This is a genomic window from Streptomyces sp. NPDC088730, from assembly GCF_044751215.1.
Taxonomy (GTDB): domain Bacteria; phylum Actinomycetota; class Actinomycetes; order Streptomycetales; family Streptomycetaceae; genus Streptomyces.
Genome location: NZ_JBIVLK010000004.1, coordinates 469093 through 491802 on the forward strand (window position 1 = coordinate 469093; position 22710 = coordinate 491802).

The window sequence follows — 22710 nt, forward strand, 5'->3', positions numbered from 1 at the left end:
ACCCGGCATGTCTGACACCACATCGCCCCCACTGGCCGTCTGGTCGGACTTCGGCGGGGTGCTCACCCCTCCGCTCGGCCACACCATGAAGACGTTCTGCGCCTCGATGGGCCTCGACCAGGTGGTCCTGGGCCGGGCGCTGGCCACGGTCACCGCCCGGTACGGCACCACCGACATCATGCTGCCGATCGACACCCCGCTGGTGACCGAGGAGGAGTGGCTCCAGGAGGTCGGTGACGTGCTGGAGGCCGAGCACGGCGTCCACCTCCGGCTCACCACGATGGCGGACGCCTGGTTCGACGGGCGGGAGACCAACCACGCCTGGCTGGCCCAGCTGCGCAAGATGCGGGAGCGGGGCGCGTTCGTCGGGATGCTCTCCAACATGGTGCCCGCCTGGGACCCGTACTGGCGCCGCATGATCGAGCCCGACGGGCTCTGGGACGACGTGCTCCTCTCCTTCGAGGTGGGTCACCGCAAGCCGTCCCCCGGCATGTTCGAACTCGCCGCGCGGCGGGCGGGCGTACCCCCGGAGCGCTGTGTGCTCGTGGACGACCTCCCGCAGAACTGTGCCGGTGCCGAGGCGCTCGGCTGGCACGCGGTGCTCTTCACCGACGCCGAGAGCGCCGGCGACCAGCTCGCGTCCCTGTGGGACGACACCAGGAGGAAGTCCATATGAGCCGCTCCGTACTCGTCACCGGCGGAAACCGGGGCATCGGTCTCGCCACCGCCCGCGCCCTGGCGGCCGAGGGCCACAAGGTGGCCATCACCTACCGCAACGGTGAGCCCCCGCCCGGTTTCTTCGCCGTACGGTGCGACGTGACCGACCCGGCGCAGGTCAAGGCCGCGGTCGAGGCGGTGTCGATCCAGCAGGGTGACATCGAGATCCTGGTCTCCAACGCGGGCATCACCCGGGACCAGTTGCTGATCGGCATGCCGGAGGACGACTTCCGCGCCGTGATGGAGACCAACTTCCAGGGGGCCGTCAGCGTCACCCGGGCGGTCGTCCCCGCGATGATCAAGGCCCGCTGGGGCCGGCTGATCTACATGTCGTCCATCAACAGCATGTCCGGCGCCCCGGGACAGACCAACTACGCGTCCTCCAAAGCGGCGTTGATCGGTTTCGCCAGGTCGCTCGCGATCGAGCTGGGCCGGCGCAACATCACGGTCAACGTGGTGGCTCCCGGAATGATCGAGACCGACATGGTCGAGAACGTCACCGACGCGCGCCGGAAGGCCGCGCTCGCCAGGACGGCGCTGGCCCGTACCGGGACCCCCGAGGAAGTCGCCGCCGCCGCGCGCTTCCTCGCCGGCGAGGACGCCTCGTACGTGACCGCCGGAGTCATCCCGGTCACCGGCGGCCTGGGCGCCGGCCACTGAGCCAGGGCCCGGACGCCGGCCGCTGAGGCGCGGGCCCCGCGCGGGCCCCGCCACCCACAGACCTCCGGGGGGGTGAACCCCCGGATCTTTCCCCACCATTGAGGAGCAAGCAGATGAGCAGCGAAGCACTCGAACTCTCCATCAACATGGGCCTGATCTTCAACGACCTGAACGAGGAGGCCGCCCTCAAGTACGTCGCCGACTCCTTCGTCGACCACGAGGCGCAGCCCGGCGTCCCGGGCGGCCCGTACGGCTACCTCGGTACCGCCCGTTGGGTCCACAGTGCCTTCGCGGGCGCCAAGTGGGAGGAGCTGGACAGCTTCACCGAGGGCGACCGCGCGGTCCTGCGGCTGCGCTTCACCGGCAAGCACACCGGTGACTTCCTCGGCTTCGAGCCGTCCGGCGCCGACGTGGACGTCGAGCAGACCCACATCTACCGGATCGAGGACGGCAAGGTCGTCGAGCACTGGGGCTTCCGCCAGGACCTCCTGCTGCTGACCCAGATCGGCGCGATCACCCTCAAGCCGCCGACCCCGGCCGCTGTCTGACCCGTCCCGCCCCGATCCCCCCTCACCCTCACCCTCACCCCCACTCCCCCCTCAGCCCCACGCCCCCACAACAGCCGCGCCCCTACCCGCACCCCCCACCACCAGTGGACGCGAACCACTCACGTTTTCTCTTCACGAAAGGACCCATCATGACCGTGCAGACCGTGGAACTGGATGCCGAGCTGCGGATCCGTGTCATCGACATCGTCAACGAGGAACTGGAGCTGGACGACGACGAGCTCACCGAGGACGGCCACTTCATCGAGGACTACGACAGTGACTCGCTCACGCTGATAACCGTCGTCTCCCGCATAGAGAAGGAGCTCGGCTTCGTCCTCCCCAAGGGGGACCTGGAGTCGCTCACCACGCTCAGGGCGCTGCTGCTCGCCGTCGAGGGATGCGCACGGAATGCCTGAGTCGACCTTGCGCCGAGTCGTCATCACGGGACTCGGAGCGGTCAGCCCGGTGGGAATCGGCGTCGAGCTCTTCGCTGATTCCCTCCGGGCGGGCCGGGTCGGCATCGGGCCGGCCCGCAGCTTCGACGCCACCCCGTTCCCCAGCCGAAAGGCCGCAGAGGTCGAGGACTTCGAACCGGCCGCCCTCCTGAACCACCTCGACCCCGAGCGGTGGGGCCGCAGCGCCCTCCTCGCGGCCGCCGCCTCCCGGCTGGCGGTCGAGGACTCCGGTATCGACCCCGGCCGGCTCTCCGCCGCCCGGTCCGGCTCGATCATGGGCACCACCAGCGGCGAGTCCGCGGTCGCCCAGAGCCTGGGCGGCCAGTGGGTCACCCAGGGCCTCAAGGGCCTGGAACCCCGGCTGGTCGGCCAGTTGCCGGCCGGTCAGATCGCCGGCGCCGTCAACGCCGAACTCGGCCTGAGCGGCGACGCCCAGACCATCCCGACCGCCTGCTCGGCCAGCAACTACGCGCTGGGGTACGCCTACGACATGGTGCGCCTGGGCGAGGCCGACTTCATGCTGGCCGGCGGCGCCGACTCGGTGAACCGGCTGACCCATGCCGGGTTCTACGCGCTGGGCGCCATGGCGGAGGACCTGCCGCAGCCGTTCGACGCCAACCGCTCGGGCATCATCACCGGCGAGGGCGGGGCGGCGCTGCTGCTCGAACCGCTCGACCACGCACTGGAGCGCGGCGCCCGGATCTACGCGGAGGTGCTCGGGTACGCCGCCAACTGCGACGCGTCCCACATGGTGCACCCGGATGCCACCAGCATCGCGGACTGCATCAGGGCCGCCCACCTCAACGCCGGCGTCGTACCGGAGCAGATCGACTACATCTGCGCCCACGGCACCGGCACACCGACCAACGACGCGACCGAGGTGCGGGCGGTCCGCCAGGTCTTCGGGGACCGGCTGCCGCCGATCAGCTCGATCAAGTCGATGCTCGGCCACACCATGGGCGCGGCCAGCGGATTCGGCGCGATCGCCTGCTGCGCCGCCCTGGAGCAGGGGTTCCTGCCGCCCACCGCGAACCTGGTCGAGACCGACCCGGAGCTGGGGCCCGGCGTGGACTGCGTGCCGGGAAAGGGCCGGGACGCCCGGGTGGAGATCGTCCAGAACCACGGTTTCGCCTTCGGCGGGAACAACGTCATCACCATCCTCGGGAGGTACCTGTGACCACGGCCGCGCCCGTGCAGCCCCTGCCGGTCGTCGGCGCCGGAGTGGTCTCCAGCGCGGGCTACGGACTGGCGTCCCTGGCCGGAGCGCTGGACCGGGGCTCCGTGCCGCAGGAGGCCGGGGAACCGGACGCGGCCGGGCGGGACGCGGTCTACCCGCCACGTCCGGTCCGGTCCGTGCCCGGCTTCCGGGCCGCCGACCACCTGGGGCGCAAGGGCACCAAGATCCTCGACCGGCTCGCCGGTCTCAGCCTGGTCGCCTGCAAGCAGGCGCTCGAAGAGGCGGGGCCGGCCTCCGCCGGTACCGAGCCGGCCAGGACCGGTGTGGTGCTGGCCACCAACACCGGCAGCATCGCGGGCTACTCCGACCTGCTGTACGACACCCTCACCCTGGAGAAGCCCTACCTGATCAACCCGGGCAAGTTCGCGGGCAGCGTCATGAACTGCAGCGCCGGGCAGATGGCCATCCGGCACGGGCTCAAGGGCCTGAACGCCACCGTGGCCGGCGGCCGCAGCGCCAGCCTCTACGCCTTCCGGCACGCCCGGCTGGCCATGGCGGCGGGGCGCGCCGAGAAGCTGCTCGTCGGCGGTGCGGAGGAGCTCAGCGCCCCGGTGGCCTGGGCCTGGCACCACGCCGGGACGCTGCGGGAGGCCGCTCCGGTCGGCGAGGGCAGCGCCGTGTTCGTCGTCCGGGCCGAGGAGACCCCCGGCGAACCGGTCCTCGCGGAGCTGCTGGCCTGCGAGGTCGGCTTCCACGGGTGGGCCGGGGTCAGCCGCCGGGCCGGCCTCCACCGCGGACTGACGAACGGGCTGGCCGACGCCATCACCCGGGCCCTGGAGCGCAGCCGGGTGGCGGCGGAGGACGTGGCCGCCGTCTCGCTGGGCGCCGGTGACCACATCGGGCTGGACCGGCTGGAGGAGCGCGCGGTGCGGCTCGCCCTGGGCCGGCTGCCGGAGCCGGTGCGGGTGACCGAGGTGCTGGGCGAGACGTACAGCGCGGGCGGCGCCCTGCAACTCGCGGCGCTGCTCGCCCGCTGGAAGAGCGCGCCGGGCGGCAAGGGCCCCCGCATCGGCCTGATCACCTCGGTCGGCCACGACGGCAACGCCGGTGCGCTGGTCGTACGCGAGCGGGTCTGAGTCCCGCCTACAAGAACAGGACGGTTGAGCCCCATGGTGAAGCGGGATGAGTGGGACGCGATAGTCGTCGGCAGCGGCATGGGCGGCCTGGTGTGCGCGTCGTACCTGGCCGTGAGCGGGCGCCGCGTCCTCGTACTGGAGCAGCACGACGTGGCGGGGGGAAACAGTCATGTCTTCCGCCGCCGCCGGGCCTACGAGTTCGACGTGGGCGTCCACTACCTGGGCGACTGCGGGCCGGACGGAGTGCTGCCGGCGATCTTCTCCGGGCTGGGGCTCGACGGCCGGGTCTCCTACCGGGAGATGGACCGGAACGGCTTCGACCGGATCGAGATCCCGGGCCTCACGGTGGACGTTCCGGTCGGCTGGGAGGCCTATACGAAGCGGCTGACGGAGGCGCTGCCGGACCAGAGCGCGGGCATCGTGCGGTTCACCGGGATCTGCCGGTCGGTCGCCGCGGAGACCCGTTCGATGATGCTGTCCGACGGCGGGTCCTCGCTGGCGGAGCTGCTGGCGCGTACGCCGGTCACCGCCGAGTGGGGGCGCCGTACGCTCACCGAGCTCTTCGACCACTGCGGGCTGTCGCCGCGGGCCCGTACCGTGCTGGCCGCCCAGTCGCCCAACTACGGCATGGGGCCGCGCCAGGCCACCGTCTCCACCCACGCGGCCGTCACCGACCACTATCTGCGGGGCGCCTACTACCCGGAGGGCGGCGGCCAGGTGCTCGCGGCCGCGCTGGTCGAGGGCCTTGAGGCGCACGGCGGGGAGCTGCGGACCAGGAGCCGGGTGGAGCGCATCCTGGTCGAGGACGGCAGGGTCACCGGGGTGGGGATGAAGGACGGCGACGTCCACCGCGCCCCGCTGGTGGTGTCGAACGCGGACTACTCGCGGACGGTGCTGGACCTGGTGGGCGAGGAGCACTTCGGCCGCCGGGTGGTCTCCCGGACCCGGCAGGCGAGGATGGCGCTGCCGCTGGCCACCCTCTACGTCGCGCTCGACAAGGAGCTGCCGGCCCGTCCGAACGCCAATCTGTGGTGGTACCGGGACGACGACATCGAGGGCTACTACGAGCAGTTGGAGAAGGAGAGCATCAGTCCGGTGCCGTTCCTGTTCGCGTCGTTCGCCTCGCTGAAGGACCCGGACACGCCGGCCGTCTGCCCGCCGGGGCACAGCAACTTCCAGGTGATGACGCTGTGTCCGCCCGGCTACGAGTACTGGGGGGTGAACGAGGGGCCCGCGGCCGGTGAGCGCTACCGGCGCAACGGGGGCTACCAGGAGCGCAAGGCGGAGCTGACCGCGTCGATGCTGAGTACGGCGGAGGAGGTGCTCGGCCCGTTCCGCGACCACATCGTGCACCTGGAGACGGCGACCCCGATCACCCACGAGCGCTACACGCTGGCCACCGGCGGGACGCCGTACGGGCTGGCCCAGTGGGGCGGTACGGGCAGCCGCCCCGACACCCGCACCACCATCGAGGGGCTGCACGTGGTGGGCACCAACACCCGGCACGGCACCGGGATCACCGGCTCGGCGGTCGGCGGCATGGTGCTGGCCGGGCAGATCCTGGGCCGCGCCCTGATGGCCGAGGTCCACGGGGGCGCGCTCCTGGGCGACCCCGGCCTGCTCCCGGAGCGCGCGGACGGCTGGGACCCGCTGGCCGTCTCGCGCGGCTCGCAGCGCCGTAACGCCCGCGGCCTGGCCCGGATCGGCTGACCGCCGGGGACAGGCACCAGGAAGGCCCCGTAGCCGGTGGGTGGCTACGGGGCCTTCCTGGTGGGCGAGCGGTGCGCGAGTGGTGGGCGAGCGGTGGGCTACTTGGCCCGTCCCAGACCGAGCTGGCCCGCCCAGCCGCCGTCCACCCGCAGCAGTTCGCCGGTGATGTACGAGGAGTCCTCGCCGGCCAGGAAGGACACGGCGCCGGCCACCTGCTCCGGCGTCGCGAACTCGCGAAGCGGCAGCTGGCGCTTGATGGCCCGGCCGCCGTCCTTCTCCAGCAGTCCGCCGATCAGGTCCGTCTCAGTGAACCCGGCGAGGACCGCGTTGACGCGGACCTCGAAGCGGGCCAGTTCGACGGCGGCGACCCGGGTGAAGGAGTTGACGGCCCCCTTGGAGGCGGAGTAGTTGGACTGGCCGACCCAGCCGCCCTCGCCCATGACGGAGGAGATGTTGATGATGTTGCCGTCGCGCTGGGACATGAAGTGCCCGGCGGCCGCCCGGGTGCAGTGGTAGACGCCGCCGATGTTGACCCGGAGCACCTCCCACCAGTCCTCGGGCGACTGGTCGAAGATGAGCCCGTCGCGGGCCACCCCGGCGTTGTTCACCAGGATGTGCAGCCCGCCGAGGCCGGCCGTCGTCTCGTCCACCAGCCGCTGGGCGGCCTCGGGGTCCGCCACGTCGGCCTGGAGGGCGATGGCCCGCCCGCCGAGTGCGGTGATCTCCTCGACCGTGCGTTCGGCCTCGTCCTTTCGGGAGCGGTAGTTCACGGCGACCGCGGCCCCGTCGGCGGCGAGACGGAGCGCGATGGCCCGCCCGATGCCGCGGGAACCACCGGTGACCAGAGCTGCCCGGCCTTCGAGGGTCATCGACTGTCTCCTTCTCCAGATGAATTGAACGGACGCGGTAATTCCGTGAGCGCAATGTGACGTTCAGTGAATTCCGTGCAGGGAAAAGCGAATACCGAATATCCGAACAAGCGTATCCAGCGGCGGTGCGGGGGAGGCCATTCTTCCGATGCCACCTCGGCGCCTCCCCGTGTTCCTTTCGGCGCACCGCCGTGCCCGGACGAACCATTCCCAAGTGGTCCGGCGCGGGTCACGGGAATTGGCCTGGCTGCATCTGCCGAACCACTGCGACGCTCTTTTCACTACGACAGCGAAGGGCGGTAAACAGATGAGGAAGAAAGGCAATTCACCTTCCGTCATCGTCGGATACGGGCATGCGGGCCGCGATCTCCACCATCGGGCGCTGCGGGACATCACCGGCGGCCGGTCCCTGGTGATCGCCGTCGACCCGCGTCCCGCAGAGGTGATCGGAGGGGAGTGGGTACCGGACATCCGCGGCGCGGTGGCCGAGCTGTGGGCGGCGGGGCACCGGGTGGCCGACGCCGTCTTCCACGTGGCCGTGCCGCCGAACGCGCACCGGGACTGCATGGAGCAGCTCCTGCGCGCCGGGGCCCAGCGCTTCATCCTGGAGAAGCCGATCGCCAACACCATCGAGGACGCCGCCTACTTGGTGGACCTCGCGGAGGCGACCGGCTCCGTGGTGCTGCCGATGAGCGTCTGGCCGTCCAGCAGGGTCACCGAGGCCGCGGAGGAGCTGGTGGCCTCCGGGGCGATCGGCGAGCCGGTCTCGTACCACATGGAGCAGAGCAAGCCGCGCTTCCGCCGTTCGCTGCAGACCCAGGGCCACGGCAGCGCCTTCGAGGTGGAGCTGCCGCACCAGCTGCTGCTCGCCCTGCACCTCGCGGGGTCCGTCGCTGAGGTCACCGAGTCACGCGGCTGGGACCTGCCGCTGCCGTTCGGCCGGCTCGACAGGATGGGCGGCGCCGAGGTCGAACTGCTGCACACCTCCGGCGTCCGGACCACGCTGTACACCGATCTGGCCTCGCCCGTACGCCGCCGCCGGCTGCACATCCACGGCTCCGAGGGCACCCTCGTGGCCGACTACCCGGTCTCCGGGGACGACGACTTCGGCCAGGTCCGGATCGCCGGACGCCCGGTCCGCACGGTCGTCCAGGACGCCCCGCTGACCCGGTTCATCGAGCAGGCCTACGAGCACTTCCACGGCGAGCGCCCGGCACCGCGCAGCGATCTCGCCCTGCACCTGGAGTCCATGGAACTCCTGGACACCGCCCGCACCGCGGCGTTCGCGGCCTCCGGCACCACCGTCCCGCAGGAAGCGGCATGAGCACCGTCCTGATCATCGAGCCCCGCTCCTCCGGGCGGGAGCTGGTGACCCGGGCGCACGAGCTCGGGCACACCGTCATCGTCCTGAGCTCCGCCACCGGGCCCGGCCAGGACCCGGGGAAGGCCGACCGGGTGATCACCGCGGACACCTGCGACCAGGCCGCCGTGCTCGAACTGATCCGCGCCCTGCACGCCGAGTCCCCGATCGACGCGGTCCTGCCCGGCTTCGAGCACTTCGTCTCGCTCGCCGCCCACGCCGCCGCCGCGCTCGGCCTGCCCGGCATCCCCCCGGACGGCGTGGCGCCGCTGCGCCACAAGCACCGGATGCGCCGGGCCGTGGACGCGGCGGGCCTCGACCAGCCCCGCTACCGGACCGTCTCCGGCTCGCGGTCCGCCGCCGCCGCGTACGCGGAGCTCGGGCCGGTGTGCGTGGTCAAGCCGGTCGACCAGTCGGGGAGCCTCGACGTGCGCCGGGTGGGCTCCGAGCGGGAGGCCGTCGGCGCGTTCCGCCGGGCGCTGCGCTCCGGCCGGGGCGCCGGGCTGGTACTGGTCGAGGAGTACGTCCAGGGGCCGGAGTACAGCGTCGAGGGGTACGTCGAGGACGGCCGGGTGCACGTACTCGCCATCACGGAGAAGATCCTCGGGCAGGAACCGCACTTCGTCGAGGTCGGGCACATCGTGCCGGCCCAGCTGGAGGCGCGGACGGCCCGGCGGATCAGCTCCTACGTCGTCCGGGTCCTGGAGGCCGTCGCCCTGGGCATCGGGCCGTTCCACGCCGAGCTGCGGATGTCCGCACGCGGCCCGCTGCTGATGGAGGTCGCGGCCCGGCTGCCCGGCGACCGTATCCCGGAGCTGCTGCGGCTGGCCCGCGGCCACGACCTGTACGAGATCATGCTGCGCTGCTATCTGGGCCTGCCCAACCCCGCACCGGTCAAGGCCCGTTCCGGCACCCGGGCCGGTATCCGCTACTTCCTGCGGCCGGGCCTCGACACCTACCGCGAGTTCCGCGTCGACCCGGTGATCGAGTCCGATCCCCGGGTGCGGGAGATAGCCGTCCTGCTGCCGCCGGGCAGTGCGCTGTCCGAGCCCGGCAGCTCCTCCGGCCGGCTCGGCTACGTGCTCGCCGCGGGCGCCTCGTACCGGGAGACCGCGGGGGTACTGCGGCGTGCCGAGCGCGCCGTGACCTTCAGCTGAACGACCCGCACGCCTGTACCGACCATCCGGAGAACCGATGAACCGCCACGTCCTGATCCTCAACCGCTGGGCCAACTCCTTCGCGGAGTACCACCGTTACCTCGACCACACCACCGACCGCATCGCCTACCTCACCACCGCCGCCGGCCGGCAGCCGCTCGACGGGGAACTGGCCGAGTCCATCCGGGTGGTCTCCGATCTCACCGACACCGCGGAGGTCCTGGCGCAGACGGCCAGGCTCATCGGCCTGTACGGCCCGTTCACGCACGTACTGGCGCTCTCCGAGTTCGACCTGGAGGCGGCGGGCGAGATCCGTTCGCACTTCTCCATCCCGGGGCGCGGCCCCGCGGAGGTCGCGGCCGTGCGGGACAAGGTCGTGATGAAGGGCCTGGTCGCGGCCGCCGGGCTGCGGGTTCCCGAGTTCCGGGAGACACCGACCGCCGACGCGGTACGGGAGTTCGCCGACCGGCACGGCTACCCGTTCGTCCTCAAGCCGCGTGCGGGCGCCGACAGCCAGGGTGTGCACGTGGTCAGCTCCGAGGACCGGCTGGCCGCCCTGCTGGACGGCGCGGAGCTGTCCGACGCCCAGTGCGAGGAGTTCATCGACGGGGTGCTCTACCAGATCGACGGGGTGGTGAAGGGCGGCGAACTCCTCACCTCGCGCGCCTGGCGCTGCGGCGCCAGCTGCCTGGACTTCGCCACCGGTACCGCCTTCAGCTCGGTCGCCAACGACGACCCGGAGTTCGAACAGCGGGTGACCGCCTTCGCGGAGCGGGTCTGCGCCGCGCTCGCGCTCACCGACGACGTCTTCCACCTGGAGGTGTTCCGCACCGCGGGCGACGACCTGGTATTCCTGGAGATCGGGGCACGGGCCGGCGGCGGACAGGTCCGCTACGTCTGGGAGGAGGTGTACGGGATCGACCTGGTCGCCGCCTCCGCGCTGGTGCAGCTCGGCGAGGAGCTCCGAATCGAGCCGATGGACCTGGCCGGGCCGGTCGCCGGGTACCTGATGATGCCCGAACCGCCCGTCCGCCCGGCCGTGGTGGAATCGGTGACCTCACTGGTGGACCGGGTGCCCGAGCTGTACGCCGAGACGCTGCCGCCCCCCGGCACCGTGCTCAGCGGCAACGGCGGCGCCGTGCACACCGCCGGCACGTTCCGCTACCGGGCGGGCACCTCCGAAGAGGTCGAAGCGGCGATCCGGCAGACGATGGCCTCCTACCGGCTCGACTGGCACCCGCTCGACGAGCACTCCACCGACACCAGGGGTCCGGCAGTCCGGGAGGCGGCCCATGTCGTCCTCTGAGCTCCTGGACCGGTCCGGGCAGCAGGCCCCCGAGCCGCCGCGCGGACTCTGGCACCACCGGGACTTCCGCAGGCTGTGGGCCGGCCAGACGGTCTCGCTGCTCGGCTCCCGGGTCACCGAACTGGCCCTGCCGGTCACCGCGATCGTGCTGCTCGACGCGGGCCCGGCCCAGCTGGGGCTGCTGAACAGCGCCCAGTACCTGCCGGTGCTCTGCGTCACCCTGTTCGCCGGAGTGCTGGCCGACCGGGTGCGCCGCCGCCCGCTGCTGATCGCCGCCAACCTCGGGCGGGCCGCGATCCTCACCGCGGTGCCGCTGCTCGCCTGGCTGGGCGGGCTGGGCGGGCTGGGCGTCTGGGCCCTGTGCGCCGTGGCGTTCGCCACCGGAGTGCTCACCGCCCTGTTCGACGTGGCGTACCAGGCGTACGTGCCCTCGCTGGTGGCCAAGGAGCAGCTGGTCGACGGCAACAGCAAGCTCCAGGCCAGCCGTTCGGTCGCGGAGACCGCCGGGCAGGGGCTCGGCGGCACACTGATCCAGGCGCTCACCGCGCCCGTGGCCATCCTGGTCGACTGCGCCGGCTACCTCTTCTCGGCCGTCATGCTGCTGCGCATCCGCACCCCGGAGACCCCGCCGGTCCGCCCGGACGGTGCCCGCCCCTCCATCCGCAAGGAGATCGCCGCCGGGCTGCGCATGACGCTGCACAGCAGGCTGCTGCGGGTGATCATGCTGCACGCGTCCTGGTACAACCTGCTCTGGGACATCGTCCTGGTCGTCTTCCCGCTCTACGGCATCCGGGAGCTGCACCTCGGCCCGGCCGGTCTCGGCGTGATCATCGCGGTCGGCAGCCTCGGCGCGTTCGGCGGCGCGCTCTCCGCGGGCCCGCTCGGGTCCCGGCTCGGGGTCGGCCGCACGATGGTCCTCGGCATGGTGGTGGCCTCCGCCGCGACCCTGCTGCTGCCGCTGGCGCCCGGCTCCGGCAGCGGCACCGGCCATCTGCTGCTCGGGGTCGGCTACGTCCTCAACGGCTTCGGCATCGCGGTCTTCAACATCCACTCGATCACGCTGCGCCAGGCGACCGTGCCCGCCGAACTCATCGGCCGGGTCAGCGCCACCTTCCGGTTCCTGACCTGGGCGGTGATCCCGCTGGGCGGGCTGCTCGGCGGACTGCTCGCGGCGGCGGTCGGCCCGCGTGCCGCGCTGGCCGTGACGGCGGGCGGGCTGACCGCCGGTGCCCTGGTGTTCCTGTGCTCCCGCACCGCCGTACGGTCATGAACCGCCGTACGGTGATCGACCGTTTCCCGTTCCGCTTCCAGGAGGCAGATGTGTACGTCAAGGTGTGCGGCCTGAGCCGCCCGCAGGATGTGGCGGCCGCCGTCGGGGCCGGGGCCGACGCGATCGGCTTCGTCCTCACGCCGAGCCCCCGGCAGGTCACCCCGGCCGCCGTCCGCGCGCTGCTCGCCGAGGTGCCGGAGGGCACCGCCACGGTCGCCGTGTTCCGCGGCGAGCCGCTCGAAGAGGTGCGCAGGGCCGCCGCCGAGTCGGGCGTCGACACCGTGCAGCTGCACGGCTCGGAGCCGCCCGAGGCGTTCGCCGCGCTGCGCGCCGACGGGTTCCGGCTGATCCGGGCCGCGTCGCCGGGGAGCGGGGCGCCGCTGGAGAGCGGTGCGTACGGGGAGGACCTGCTGATCATCGACTCGCCCAGCCCCGGTTCCGGCGAGCGCTGGGACCCGGCCGCGCTCGGCGGCTCCCCCGCCGGTCCGTGGCTGCTGGCCGGCGGGCTGAACCCGGACAACGTCGCCGGGGCGGTGGCGGGGCTGCGGCCCTGGGGGGTGGACGTCTCCAGCGGCGTGGAGAGCTCCCGCGGGGTCAAGGACCCGGCGCTGATCGAGCGCTTCGTGACGGAGGCCGCGGCGCTCCCGTAACCACCCCGCGACACCCCGCCACCGCACTGCCTCCAAGTGCGAACGGACTGTCTCCTAAGGCGGATTGAGGACGGGCCGACCCGGCCCGCACTATCGGATGGCCGCTTCCCGGACCCGTATGGGAGCACCCGGGCACCCACCTGGTGCACGGCACTTCGTCCACCTCAACCGCCGATCCACCTGGGGGATCCATGTGGCTGCCCGCTTCCGGGAAGCACCACGACTTCGTCGAGCGCTATCTCGCCCTGCACGACCGGTACACCTCGGGTGAGCTGGGTGAGGACGAGTGGCGGGCGTGGGCGCAGCGGCAGCTGCGCGAGGTCGTCGCGCTCGCCCGGAGCGGTTCGCCCTTCTACGCCCGGCACCTGGCCGACGTGCGTCCCGAGGCGCTCACGCTCGACGGGCTGAGCGCGCTGCCCTTCACCACGAAGGACGATCTGCGCACGGCCATGTTCGACATCCTCAGCCGGGACCTCGACGAGGCGTGCTTCTACTACGAGACCACCGGCACCACCGGACCGGCCACGCCCTGCCCGCGTGACCCGCGCGAGGTGATCGCCTCCAACGCCCACGTGACGGAGGGCTGGCGCAACATCTTCGCGGACGTCTTCGGTGACCGGGCCCCGCGCGTCGGCGTGATGGGCCCCACCGAGGTGCACTCGCTCGGTGACACCCTCGGGGACGTGGCCCGCAACGTGGGCTCCGCCGTCGCCAAGATCTGGCCGTACTCCCCCGTCATCGGCTTCCCCAAGGCGCTCCAGCTGATCCGGGACCTGGCCCTTGAGGTGGTGTTCTGCACCCCGAACGTGGCGCTCTCGCTGGCCAAGGCCGCCCGCGCCCAGGGGCTCGACCCGCGCCGGGACTTCGGCGTGAAGGTCTTCCTGGTCACCGGGGAGATGTGCACGCCCGACCTGGCCCGGCAGATCGACCAGGCCTGGGGCGCCCGCACCTACAACGCGCTCTACGGCTCCCAGGAGACCCTGGTCGTCGCCTCGGCCTGCGCCCACGGCCGGCTGCACCTGGCCCGGCCCAACTACATCGCGGAGCTGGTCGATCCGGACACCGGCGCCGCGCTCGGCGACCGGGGCACCGGCGAACTCGTCGTCACCATGCTCATCGACGGCATCAAGCCGCTGATCCGCTACCGCACCGGCGACCTCGTCGAACTCGCCGCCAACGACTGCGGCTGCGGCATCCGGGGCCCGGTGATGCGGGTCGTCGGCCGCACCCGCGACCGGATCGTGCTCGGCGGCCGGAGCTTCCAGGCCTGGCAGGTCGAGCGGGCCGTGCTCCAGCGGATCGACCACAGCTACGGCTACCAGGTCGTCATCGACCGGGACGCGGACGGCGACGACCTGATCACCGTACGGCTCGACCTGCCGGACGGCCCCGGACCCGGGCTGGCGGCCGCGCACGCGGCGCGGGTCGCGGACTCCCTCGGGGTGCGCTGCCGGGTGGAGCTGCCCGAGGAGCTGGACCCGGTCACCACGACCGGCGCCTTCGTCAGCTGGAAGGCCGCACGCATCCACGACCGGCGGACCGCCGTCGATCACGAGACGGCCGCCGCACGCCGGCTGGCCGGGGCACGGGGGCACCGCGCATGACCGAACCGATGCTGCATCCTCACGGCTACACCCTCGACACCGGGGACCGGTCCGATCCGACACCGTTCCCCATCCTGTGGGAACCCGCCCGGATACCGCACTCGCCGCTACTGCGGTCCGGCACCCTGCGGATCGGCACCCTCGGCCCGGACGGCACCACCTCGATGGTCGCCCTCGGCCGCCTCGGCTACCGGCTCGCCCACCTCGGCGGACCCGAGGTGGAGGCCGTGCCGTACGACTCCTTCGAGGAGCTCCTCGCGGCCGTCGGCAGCCGGGGCGGCCCCGCCTACGCCCTGGTGCCGGGGGCCGCCGAGTGCGCGACCCGGTTCTTCTGGTCGCCCCGGCTGCGGCTGGACGCCACGTTCTCCACCCCGACCCCCGAGTACGGCATCGCCTCCTACGGGACCGGGCTGCGCGAGGGTGTCCTGCGGCTGGCGACCCTGCACGAGACCCGGCGCCTGGTGGAGCTCCTGGACGGGGCCGAGGGCGGGCGGGGCGGCTACGAGATCGCCTGGGTGCCCGCCGAGTCCACCATCCACGCCGCCCAGCTGGTCTCGGAGGGACGCGCGGACGCCGCCGTCACCAACGAGCCCGGCCGGGCCGCGCACCGGCTGCGGTTCCAGGTCTCACGGCCGGGCGTCCCGATGGTCTGGATGGTGTTCGGGCCCGCGGTACTCGCCCGGCCCGAGTCCGCCCTCCGACATACCCTGGGGAGTTGATCATGACCACTGACCGCCGACTGCTGCTGCACGACGTCACCGTCCAGGAGGGCCTGGGCCGCGCCTCGCTGCCCGCCCGCTCGGTGCTGCTGGACGGCGAGCGGATCGAGGCCGTCCTGCCGGCCGGGCAGGCGCCCGCGGAGGGCGACTTCGTCCGCTGGGACCTGGCCGGTGCCACCGTGCTGCCCGGCATGACGCTGGGCCACACCCACATCGCGTACGTCAATGTCACCAACGGCCGCGAGACCCTGTTCAAGTACCGGGTGCCCGAGGTCGCGATGCACGCCGCCCGGCACGCCGCGGACCTGCTGACCTGCGGATACACCGCGTTCGTCGGAGCCGGTTCGGTCGCCGGGATCGACATGGCGCTGAAGAACGCCATCGCGGCCGGCGCCATCCGGGGCCCGCGCATCACCCCGTGCAGCCGCGACCTGATGGTCTCCGGCCCGCCGGGACGGCGCTCGCCCGAGCTCAAGGAGCGGATGCCCCGGGAGCTGATGCCGGTGGTGGACGTCCTCGGGGACCTGGTGAAGTACACCGAGGAGGAGATCGACGAGGGCGCCGAGATCATCAAGGTGTTCTCCTCCGGCGACGACACGTTCCCCAACGCCCGCTCCGAGGAACTGCTCTTCACCCGTGAGGAGCTGACCACGGTCGTGGAGACCGCGCACCGGCGCGGCGCCCGGGTGCGGGCCCACTCCCGCGGGCTGGCCGGCATCCGCAACGCGCTGGCCGCCGGGGTCGACGTCATCGACCACGCCACCTACGCGGACGACCGGGCGCTCGACGAGATAGCCGAGCGGGGCGTGTTCGTGGTGCCGAGCCTGTTCCAGCCCGACCGGCTGCTCGCCCTGGGCGAACGGTTCGGCAAGGCCCCGGACTATCTGGAGTCCCTGGACTTCAAGGACGAGATCGAGAACACCCTGCGCTTCCTGCCCAGGGCGGAGGGGCTCGGACTGAAGATCGTCCCGGGTGACGACTTCGGTTTCGCCTGGACTCCGCACGGCACGTACGCGGACGAGCTGGTGATGTACGTCGAGCGGGCGGGCATCGCGCCGGAGACGGTCCTCAAGTGGGCCTGCGCCCACGGCGCCGAGCTGGCCGGACGCGGTGCGGACGCCGGAGTGGTGGCCCCTGGGCGCCTCGCGGACCTGGTGGTCCGGGACCGTGACCCGGCGGCCGACCTGACGGTGCTCCAGGACAAGGAGTCCCTGCGGTCCGTGCTGATCGGCGGGGACCACGTGGCGGGACCCGTGGCGCCGCCCGTGCGCTGAACCGGGCTGCCGAACCGGTCTGCCGGGCCGGGCTGTTCACCCCGTGGGGCTGAGCAGCCCGGCCCTCTCGTTGCGGGGCAGTGACAGCAGCCGGGCGGTGTCGCCCCGGCCGGCGTGCGGGAGGAGCAGGATGCGCAGCAGGTCGATCATGCGGTCCATCAGCCCGCGCGCCGCCGCCAGGCCCTCCTCGTCCTCACCCGGTGCGAACTGGTCCTGGACGAAGGCGGGGAAGCCGCTGCCCGGCACGATCATCCGGTTGAGCAGGACGTTGTCGATGAGCTGCCCGTAGACCCGGTCGTGGCTGTAGCGGCGGCCGGTGACCACGACCCCGGCCACCTTGTTGGCGAGCGGGCGGTCGAAGCGCAGGTGTCCGACCCCGGCGCGCTCGATAAAGTTCTGCATCACTCCGGCCAGCCCGAACCCGTGGACGGGCGCCGCGTACAGCACTCCGTCGGCCCGGATCATCCGGTCCACCAGGGCGGGGACGTCGTCGTCCTGGGCGCAGGGCAGCGGCCGTATGTTGCAGTCGCCGCAGGGTCCGCAGGGCGTGATGTCGTACTCGGCGAGCGGGATCACATCGAGGTGCACGCCGTGCTCAGCGGCCTGTGCGGCCAGCATGCGCAGCACCCGCCCGGTGAGCCCGTCGGGCCGCTCGGAGCCGTTCAGGGCGGCTATCGACGCCCAGGGACCGTGGTCTGCCATGGCGGTATCCCTTCGAGGAAGTTGGTGATGAACGCGTGTCCGGTCTGTGTGGTGATGCTCTCGGGGTGGAACTGCACTCCTTGGACGGGCAGTTGGCGGTGGCGCAGTCCCATCACGCAGCCGTCCTCCCGGGCCCGCGCGGTGACGGTGAGCGCGGCGGGCGGCGGGTCCGCGACGGCCAGTGAGTGGTAGCGGGTGACCTCGGTGCCGTCCGCGAGTCCGGCGAAGACCCCGGAGCCGTCGTGGTCGAGGCGGCTGGTCTTGCCGTGCACGGTGCGCGTGGCCCGCTCGATCCGGCCGCCGAAGGCGAGCCCGATGGCCTGGTGGCCCAGGCAGATCCCGAGCAGCGGGACCTTGCCGGCGAAGTGGCGCACCAGCTCCGGATGGCCGGAGTCGGCGGGGTGGCCGGGGCCGGGGCCGAGGACCACGGCGTCCGGGCGGCGGGCGGCCAGCTCGGCCGGAGTGTGCGCGTGGGCGGTGACGAGGTCGGTGCGGACGCCCTGCTGCCGCAGGTAGTGGTCGATGATGTGGACGAAGCTGTCGCGTGCGTCGACGAGCAGGATTCTCATGCGGTGAGCCCCTCGCCGGTCAGGGCGGCGTACACGGCGCTCATCTTGATCAGCGTCTCGCGCCATTCGCCGTCGGCCGTGGAGTCCGCGACCACCCCGGCCGAGGCCTGGAGCGCGTAGCTGCCGGTGACGGGGTCGTGGACGGCGGTACGGATGCACAGGGCGAGTGTCGCCGCCTGTCCGCGCACGTCGATCAGGCCGAGGGCGCCCGCGTAGGCGCCGCGCGGCCGGCCCTCGATCTCCTGGATCAGCTCCATGGCCCGGACCTTGGGCGCCCCGGTCATGGTGCCGGCCGGGAAGGTGGCGCGCAGCGCGGAGAACACGTCGGCGCCGTCGGCCAGTCGGCCGCTCACCGTGGAGACGAGGTGGTGCACCTGGGCGAAGTGCTCGACCACCATCATCCGTTCGACGGCGAGGGTACCCGGTACGGAGACCCTCGCCACGTCGTTGCGGCACAGGTCGACGAGCATGATGTGCTCGGCGCGCTCCTTCTCGTCGGCGTGCAGCGCGGCCACCCCGCGGGCGTCCTCCACCGGGTCCGCGGCCCGCGCGGTGGTGCCGGCGATGGGCCGCATGGCCAGGGTGCGGCCCTCGATCCGCAGCAGCAGTTCGGGGCTGGCCCCCACCAGGGTGCGGCCCGCCCACGGCACCAGGTACATGTACGGCGAGGGGTTGCTCCGGCGCAGCCGCCGGTAGGCGTCGAGGGGCGCCAGGGGCGTCGTCACGTCGACGCGGTGGCCGATCTGGATCTGGTAGACGTCGCCGGCCCTGATGTGTTCCAGGCAGCGCTCCACCCGCTCGGTGAACTCCTCGCGGCGGACGGTGCGGCGGACCGCGTACGTCCCGGGGGCGGCCGGCGGCGGGGTTTCCGCGTCGTCCGGCAGGGCCCGTACCAGCCCCGCGAGACCGTCACCCAGCATTCCGGGGCCGCCGAACTCAGGCGCCAGTGCCTGTAGTTGGTCGCTCTCTCCGGTGTCCAGGCGGTAGGTGACGACGTGCCGGAAGAGGGTGAGGGTGATCTCCGGGTCCTGGGCCGGACCGCGCGGCGGCAGCTGCTCCAGGTGCCAGGCGGCCTCGTAGCCGAGCACGGCGAGGAACCCGAAGGCGTAGCTGTCGAGCGGTACGTCGGTCTCCACGGCGAAGGCCCCGTGCAGCGTCTCCAGCAGCCGCTGGACGTTCCCGGCGGCGCGGTCCACCAGGGGGTGCAGCCGGTCCACCAGTTCCGGTGCCCCGTCCAGCACGGCCTGTCCGTCCCGCACGGTGATCCGGGCGAGGGCCTCGGCGCCGACGGCTGCGAAGCGGCAGTCCTCGTCGGGGCCGGCCAGGCTCTCGAAGAGGAACACCTGGTCCTCACCGAGCAGCCTGCGCAGCTCGGTGGCCAGGGCGAGCGGGGCGTGCGGCGGCAGCGGGGTCCGCGCCACGCTCACCCGCACGGGTGCGGGGTGCGCCCGGGGCGGTGCTGCGGGCTCGACTGCGGTGATGGTCATCGTGGGCGGTCTCTTTCCGGTACGCGGGGGGGGGCGGTGCCTTGGCACCAGCCAACCAACTGCGCGTACCGGCGGAGCAGTCCACTGGCCCGGGGCGGCGGCGGACCACTCGCCGCCCGCCCGGGGGCCCCGGTGGTGCTAGTTGTCCCCGCGCAGCAGTGCGGCGGCCTCCAGCAGCGCGTCCCGGCAGGTGTCCTCGCTGACGCCGGGGACCGCGCAGGCCAGCAGCAGCACCCGGCGGGTGGAGCCGGTGACCGCCTGGTGCACGCCGTCGCGGTGTGCGAACTGCGACAGCACGCGCTCCTCGTCGGCGAGGACCAGCCCGCCGGCCTCCAGCGTCACCGGGCCGTCCGCGCCGAGGGCGGTGAACTCCTCGGTGCCGTCGGTCAGCCGCAGCCCCACCTCGCCCACGAGCGCGTCCCGGTCGAACAGGCCGAGCGCGACCAGGGTGCGGACCGCCACCGCGTTGACCGCGTCGACGGCGGGGTTGATCCGGGGCCAGGCGCCGAGCGGCTTGGCCCGCAGCCCCCGGTCGATCAGGGCCTGCACGGAGGGCGGGCGCTTGTCGGGGTGGGTGCCGAGCAGCCGGCTCAGCTCCCGGTAGGCGGCGACGTGGGGGGCGGCGCGCACCTCGGCGCGGCTCTTGCCGTTCCACCGGGCGTGCGCCTCGGTCCAGACCGCCTCTGCCGCCGCGGGGCCGGTGGCACCGATGTCCGCCTCCAGGGTCAGTACGTGCACCCCGGGCACCCGCTCGCGGGCCTCCGGCGTCACGTCGACCCTGCGGAAGGTGGGGGTGCCCTGTGCGGTGGCGGTCATCGGGTTCCTCCGGAGAAGGTGAGGGTGTCCAGGGTATGCAGGTTCAAGTCCTCTGCCGTGAGGACGCGTTCGGTGTCGATGAGAATGTTGTAGTGGTTCGGCGCGTGGCACTCGTCAAATCCGGCCACCCGTCCGATCGGCCCGTGCGGGCCCGTCACCACGTCGCCCCGCTCGATCACCGTGCCCGCCCCGAACTCCGCGAAGCCCAGGAACCCCACGTGGTCGACCCGGTCCCCGGTGGTGGCGGGCCGGTCGGTGGTGGTGACCAGTTCGTGTACGTCCCCGGCGCGCACGCAGCGCGACTGCCAGGGCGACAGCCGCATGCCCCGGTCGGTGCGCCGGTGGAACAGCAGCTTCACCAGATGGGCCGGTACCGGCTCCTTGGCGGCCATCCGCAGCCGCTCCTCCCGGGTGCGGCCGATGCCGTACGCCTCCTCGACCAGGTCGACGATGTGCGGGCCCCGGTCCGGTCCGCTGCGGCCGTCGCGCACCGTGCGGTGGAAGTCCTCCATGATCCCGGCGTACTCGTGGTCGAGGGAGGACTTGAACGCCTCGAATCCGTCCAGCATGTCGGCGTACAGCTGCCGGCCGTCCTTGAGGTGCACGGTGATGTCCTTGCGCTCTCCGGTCTCCAGCGCCCAGTCCAGGTCCACCAGGACCGGGATGCCGTCGGTGGTGGCCAGGTGCAGTTCGGCGCAGAACTCGACGCCGGAGCGGACGTCCCCGATCGTGGCGTCCGTCAGGGTGAGCGGGCCGAGGACGGTCTCCAGGGCGTCCAGCGCGTTGGGGCCGTTGTCGATGACGCAGCCGCCGCCGCAGCGGTCGATGTCCTGGTACCAGCCCTCGCTGCCGCTGTGCTCCTCGATCTTCTCCTGGTAGCGGCTGGTGACGTGCGAGATCTGCGAACGGTCGGCCGACTGGGCGGCCAGCCGCTGGACATGGGTGTTGTAGCGGCGGTGGAAGGCGGTGAACAGGGTGGTGGCGTGCTCCTCGGCCAGCCGCACCAGGTGGTGGGCGTCCTCGGCGCGGACGGTCAGCGGCTTCTCGCAGCAGACGTGCACCCCGGCCCGCAGGGCGTCGGCCACGACCGGGGCGTGCGCGTGGTTGGGCAGGGTGACGACCACGCCGTCCACCAGTCCGGAGGCGAGGAGTTCGCGGTGGTCGGCGAAGACCTCGGTCCCCGGGGCGAATCCGTCCAGTTTCCGGCGGTCCAGATCGCAGACGGCGGTCAGCCGCAGCTCCGGATCGTCCTCGATGGCCTGAAGGAAGAAGGGGGCGATGACGCCCAGGCCGATCACTCCGATACGCATGACGGTTCGGTCCTTTCCGTGTCTTCGGTCGTGTGAGGGGTGGTTCCGCGGTCCGCGTCAGGCGGCGGGCGCGAGGGTCCGCACGGCCAGCGCGCCGGGCGCCTCCACGGACAGCTGCTCCGCGAGCGCGACCAGGCCGTCGGCCACCGGCCCCGGCAGCTCGACGCCCTCGCGCCGCGACCGCTCGTACCGGGCGGCCTCGGGGGCTCCCGGGTAGGTGACGCCCCGCGTCGCGTACTCGGCGGCCGGGGAGTTCACGACCGTGTCGAGCAGCCGGCGGTTCTCGGCGGCGATCGCGTGTGCGGAGCCGAACGCCGAGGGGTCGATCACGATCGCGGTGTGGCCCACGTTGTCGTCGCCGGCCGGCTCGCCCTTCAGCACGCCGGGCCGGGGGCCGTAGGCGGCGCCGGAGAGCGGGCCGCACAGCAGGTCCACCAGCAGGGCGAGGCCGAAGCCCTTGGCGCCGCCGGTCGAGGCGGGCCCGCCGAGCCAGGCGACGTCCGCCTCCTCCGACATGAAGTCGGCCGGGTCGGAGGTCGGGGTGCCGTCGTGCCGGATCAGCCACTCCTGCGGGACCTGCTTCCCCTCCCGGTGGGCGGCCTTGATCTTTCCGGTGGCGACCACCGTGGTGCTCATGTCGAGGACGAACGGCGCGCCCTCGGTCACCGGCACGGCCGCGCTCAGCGGGTTGGTGCCGAGCATCCGCACGGTGCCGCCCAGCGGCGGGGCGACGCCCTGGGCGCCGCAGTTCGTCATCGCCAGGCCGATCAGCCCGGCGGCCGCCGCCTTCTGCGTGTAGTAGCCGGCGCTGCCGAAGTGGGTGCTGTTGCGGACGGCGACCATGCCGATGCCGGTCTGCCGCGCCTTGGCCATGGCGATGTCCATGGCCAGGTCCATGGTGACGAGGCCGAGCCCGCGGTCCCCGTCGAGCAGGGCGGCCCCGGCGGTCTCCTGGACGACGCGCGGCGCGGCGGCGGCGGCTATCCGGCCGTCGAGCAGCCGGGGGGCGTAGATGTTCACGAGCCCGTTGGTGCCGTGGGTGGTGAAGCCGTTCGCGTCGGCGTACGTGATGACGTCGGCGGCGGTGCGCGCCGACCCGGTCTCCAGGCCGCACTCCGTGAGGACGTCGTGGACGAAGGTGGTGAGCTCGGCGAGGGGGACACGGACGGTCATGGCGAATCCTTTTCTGGGTGGGGTTCTCTGGGGAGGGTGCG

General features: G+C 72.7%; 22 protein-coding genes. 15 read left to right on the top strand and 7 right to left on the bottom strand.

Annotation, left to right across the window (positions count from 1 at the left end):
- Positions 1–7: 7 nt before the first annotated feature.
- From ACIP89_RS17085 to ACIP89_RS17115, 7 genes are all read left to right on the top strand, one after another.
- Complete coding sequence (locus ACIP89_RS17085; protein ID WP_401927424.1) at positions 8–676, top strand: HAD family hydrolase; 669 nt, start codon at positions 8–10, stop codon at positions 674–676.
- Positions 673–1377 (top strand): 3-oxoacyl-ACP reductase FabG, encoded by a 705-nt coding sequence (gene fabG / locus ACIP89_RS17090; RefSeq protein ID WP_371772551.1) that lies wholly within the window; start codon positions 673–675, stop codon positions 1375–1377. Before ACIP89_RS17085 ends, fabG begins: the two co-directional genes overlap by 4 nt.
- A 113-nt stretch (positions 1378–1490) precedes the next feature.
- Positions 1491–1925 carry an ester cyclase gene (locus tag ACIP89_RS17095; protein WP_401927427.1) on the top strand — a complete coding sequence of 145 codons (435 nt, stop codon included), beginning with the start codon at positions 1491–1493 and terminating at the stop codon, positions 1923–1925.
- A gap of 149 nt (positions 1926–2074) precedes the next feature.
- Positions 2075–2341: a phosphopantetheine-binding protein gene (locus ACIP89_RS17100; protein WP_402115493.1), complete on the top strand. Its 267-nt coding sequence runs from the start codon at positions 2075–2077 to the stop codon at positions 2339–2341.
- Positions 2334–3557, top strand: coding sequence for a beta-ketoacyl-[acyl-carrier-protein] synthase family protein (locus ACIP89_RS17105; RefSeq protein WP_401927430.1), 1224 nt, complete (start codon positions 2334–2336; stop codon positions 3555–3557). The genes ACIP89_RS17100 and ACIP89_RS17105 overlap by 8 nt, the downstream gene beginning before the upstream one ends.
- Entirely contained in the window at positions 3554–4693 is a 1140-nt protein-coding gene (locus ACIP89_RS17110) for a beta-ketoacyl synthase N-terminal-like domain-containing protein (RefSeq protein WP_402115494.1), read from the top strand. The genes ACIP89_RS17105 and ACIP89_RS17110 overlap by 4 nt, the downstream gene beginning before the upstream one ends.
- 33 nt (positions 4694–4726) lie before the next feature.
- Positions 4727–6403 (top strand): phytoene desaturase family protein, encoded by a 1677-nt coding sequence (locus tag ACIP89_RS17115; RefSeq protein ID WP_401932264.1) that lies wholly within the window; start codon positions 4727–4729, stop codon positions 6401–6403.
- A gap of 98 nt (positions 6404–6501) precedes the next feature.
- On the opposite strand, the gene ACIP89_RS17120 is transcribed toward ACIP89_RS17115, so the two are convergent.
- The gene (locus ACIP89_RS17120) at positions 6502–7272 is read right to left on the bottom strand and encodes a 3-oxoacyl-ACP reductase family protein (RefSeq protein ID WP_401927437.1); all 771 of its coding nucleotides are present in this window, start codon (positions 7270–7272) and stop codon (positions 6502–6504) included.
- A 307-nt stretch (positions 7273–7579) separates the two neighbouring features.
- On the opposite strand from ACIP89_RS17120, the gene ACIP89_RS17125 reads away from it, so the two are divergent.
- The 8 genes from ACIP89_RS17125 to ACIP89_RS17160 all read left to right on the top strand — a co-directional run bounded on the left by ACIP89_RS17125 (position 7580) and on the right by ACIP89_RS17160 (position 16612).
- Positions 7580–8596: a Gfo/Idh/MocA family protein gene (locus tag ACIP89_RS17125; protein WP_401927439.1), complete on the top strand. Its 1017-nt coding sequence runs from the start codon at positions 7580–7582 to the stop codon at positions 8594–8596.
- Positions 8593–9789, top strand: a complete 1197-nt coding sequence (locus ACIP89_RS17130; protein ID WP_401932267.1) for an ATP-grasp domain-containing protein — start codon at positions 8593–8595, stop codon at positions 9787–9789. Before ACIP89_RS17125 ends, ACIP89_RS17130 begins: the two co-directional genes overlap by 4 nt.
- A gap of 37 nt (positions 9790–9826) precedes the next feature.
- Positions 9827–11095, top strand: a complete 1269-nt coding sequence (locus tag ACIP89_RS17135) for an acetyl-CoA carboxylase biotin carboxylase subunit family protein (protein WP_402115496.1) — start codon at positions 9827–9829, stop codon at positions 11093–11095.
- A complete protein-coding gene (locus ACIP89_RS17140; RefSeq protein ID WP_402115498.1) occupies positions 11082–12365 on the top strand; it encodes an MFS transporter in 1284 nt (427 codons plus the stop codon). The genes ACIP89_RS17135 and ACIP89_RS17140 overlap by 14 nt, the downstream gene beginning before the upstream one ends.
- The gene (locus tag ACIP89_RS17145; RefSeq protein ID WP_401927448.1) at positions 12362–13015 is read left to right on the top strand and encodes a phosphoribosylanthranilate isomerase; all 654 of its coding nucleotides are present in this window, start codon (positions 12362–12364) and stop codon (positions 13013–13015) included. The genes ACIP89_RS17140 and ACIP89_RS17145 overlap by 4 nt, the downstream gene beginning before the upstream one ends.
- A gap of 191 nt (positions 13016–13206) precedes the next feature.
- Positions 13207–14619, top strand: coding sequence for a phenylacetate--CoA ligase family protein (locus tag ACIP89_RS17150; protein ID WP_401927451.1), 1413 nt, complete (start codon positions 13207–13209; stop codon positions 14617–14619).
- Positions 14620–14627: 8 nt separating this feature from the next.
- Positions 14628–15338, top strand: coding sequence for a hypothetical protein (locus tag ACIP89_RS17155; RefSeq protein ID WP_402115500.1), 711 nt, complete (start codon positions 14628–14630; stop codon positions 15336–15338).
- Positions 15339–15340: 2 nt separating this feature from the next.
- Positions 15341–16612, top strand: a complete 1272-nt coding sequence (locus ACIP89_RS17160) for an amidohydrolase family protein (protein ID WP_401927453.1) — start codon at positions 15341–15343, stop codon at positions 16610–16612.
- Between the two features lie 36 nt (positions 16613–16648).
- Here the strand turns inward: ACIP89_RS17160 and ACIP89_RS17165 are convergent, their stop codons facing one another.
- The 6 genes from ACIP89_RS17165 to ACIP89_RS17190 form a co-directional block, all read right to left on the bottom strand.
- Positions 16649–17314, bottom strand: a complete 666-nt coding sequence (locus tag ACIP89_RS17165; protein ID WP_073737137.1) for a flavodoxin family protein — start codon at positions 17312–17314, stop codon at positions 16649–16651.
- Positions 17284–17883, bottom strand: coding sequence for an anthranilate synthase component II (locus ACIP89_RS17170; protein WP_401932274.1), 600 nt, complete (start codon positions 17881–17883; stop codon positions 17284–17286). The genes ACIP89_RS17165 and ACIP89_RS17170 overlap by 31 nt, the downstream gene beginning before the upstream one ends.
- Positions 17880–19370, bottom strand: coding sequence for an anthranilate synthase component I family protein (locus ACIP89_RS17175; RefSeq protein ID WP_402115501.1), 1491 nt, complete (start codon positions 19368–19370; stop codon positions 17880–17882). Before ACIP89_RS17175 ends, ACIP89_RS17170 begins: the two co-directional genes overlap by 4 nt.
- Positions 19371–19508: 138 nt before the next feature.
- Complete coding sequence (locus ACIP89_RS17180) at positions 19509–20186, bottom strand: phenylalanine--tRNA ligase beta subunit-related protein (protein WP_402115503.1); 678 nt, start codon at positions 20184–20186, stop codon at positions 19509–19511.
- Positions 20183–21496: a Gfo/Idh/MocA family protein gene (locus ACIP89_RS17185; protein ID WP_401927461.1), complete on the bottom strand. Its 1314-nt coding sequence runs from the start codon at positions 21494–21496 to the stop codon at positions 20183–20185. Before ACIP89_RS17185 ends, ACIP89_RS17180 begins: the two co-directional genes overlap by 4 nt.
- 57 nt (positions 21497–21553) lie before the next feature.
- A complete protein-coding gene (locus ACIP89_RS17190; RefSeq protein WP_401927463.1) occupies positions 21554–22669 on the bottom strand; it encodes an Ldh family oxidoreductase in 1116 nt (371 codons plus the stop codon).
- Positions 22670–22710 lie beyond the last annotated feature (41 nt).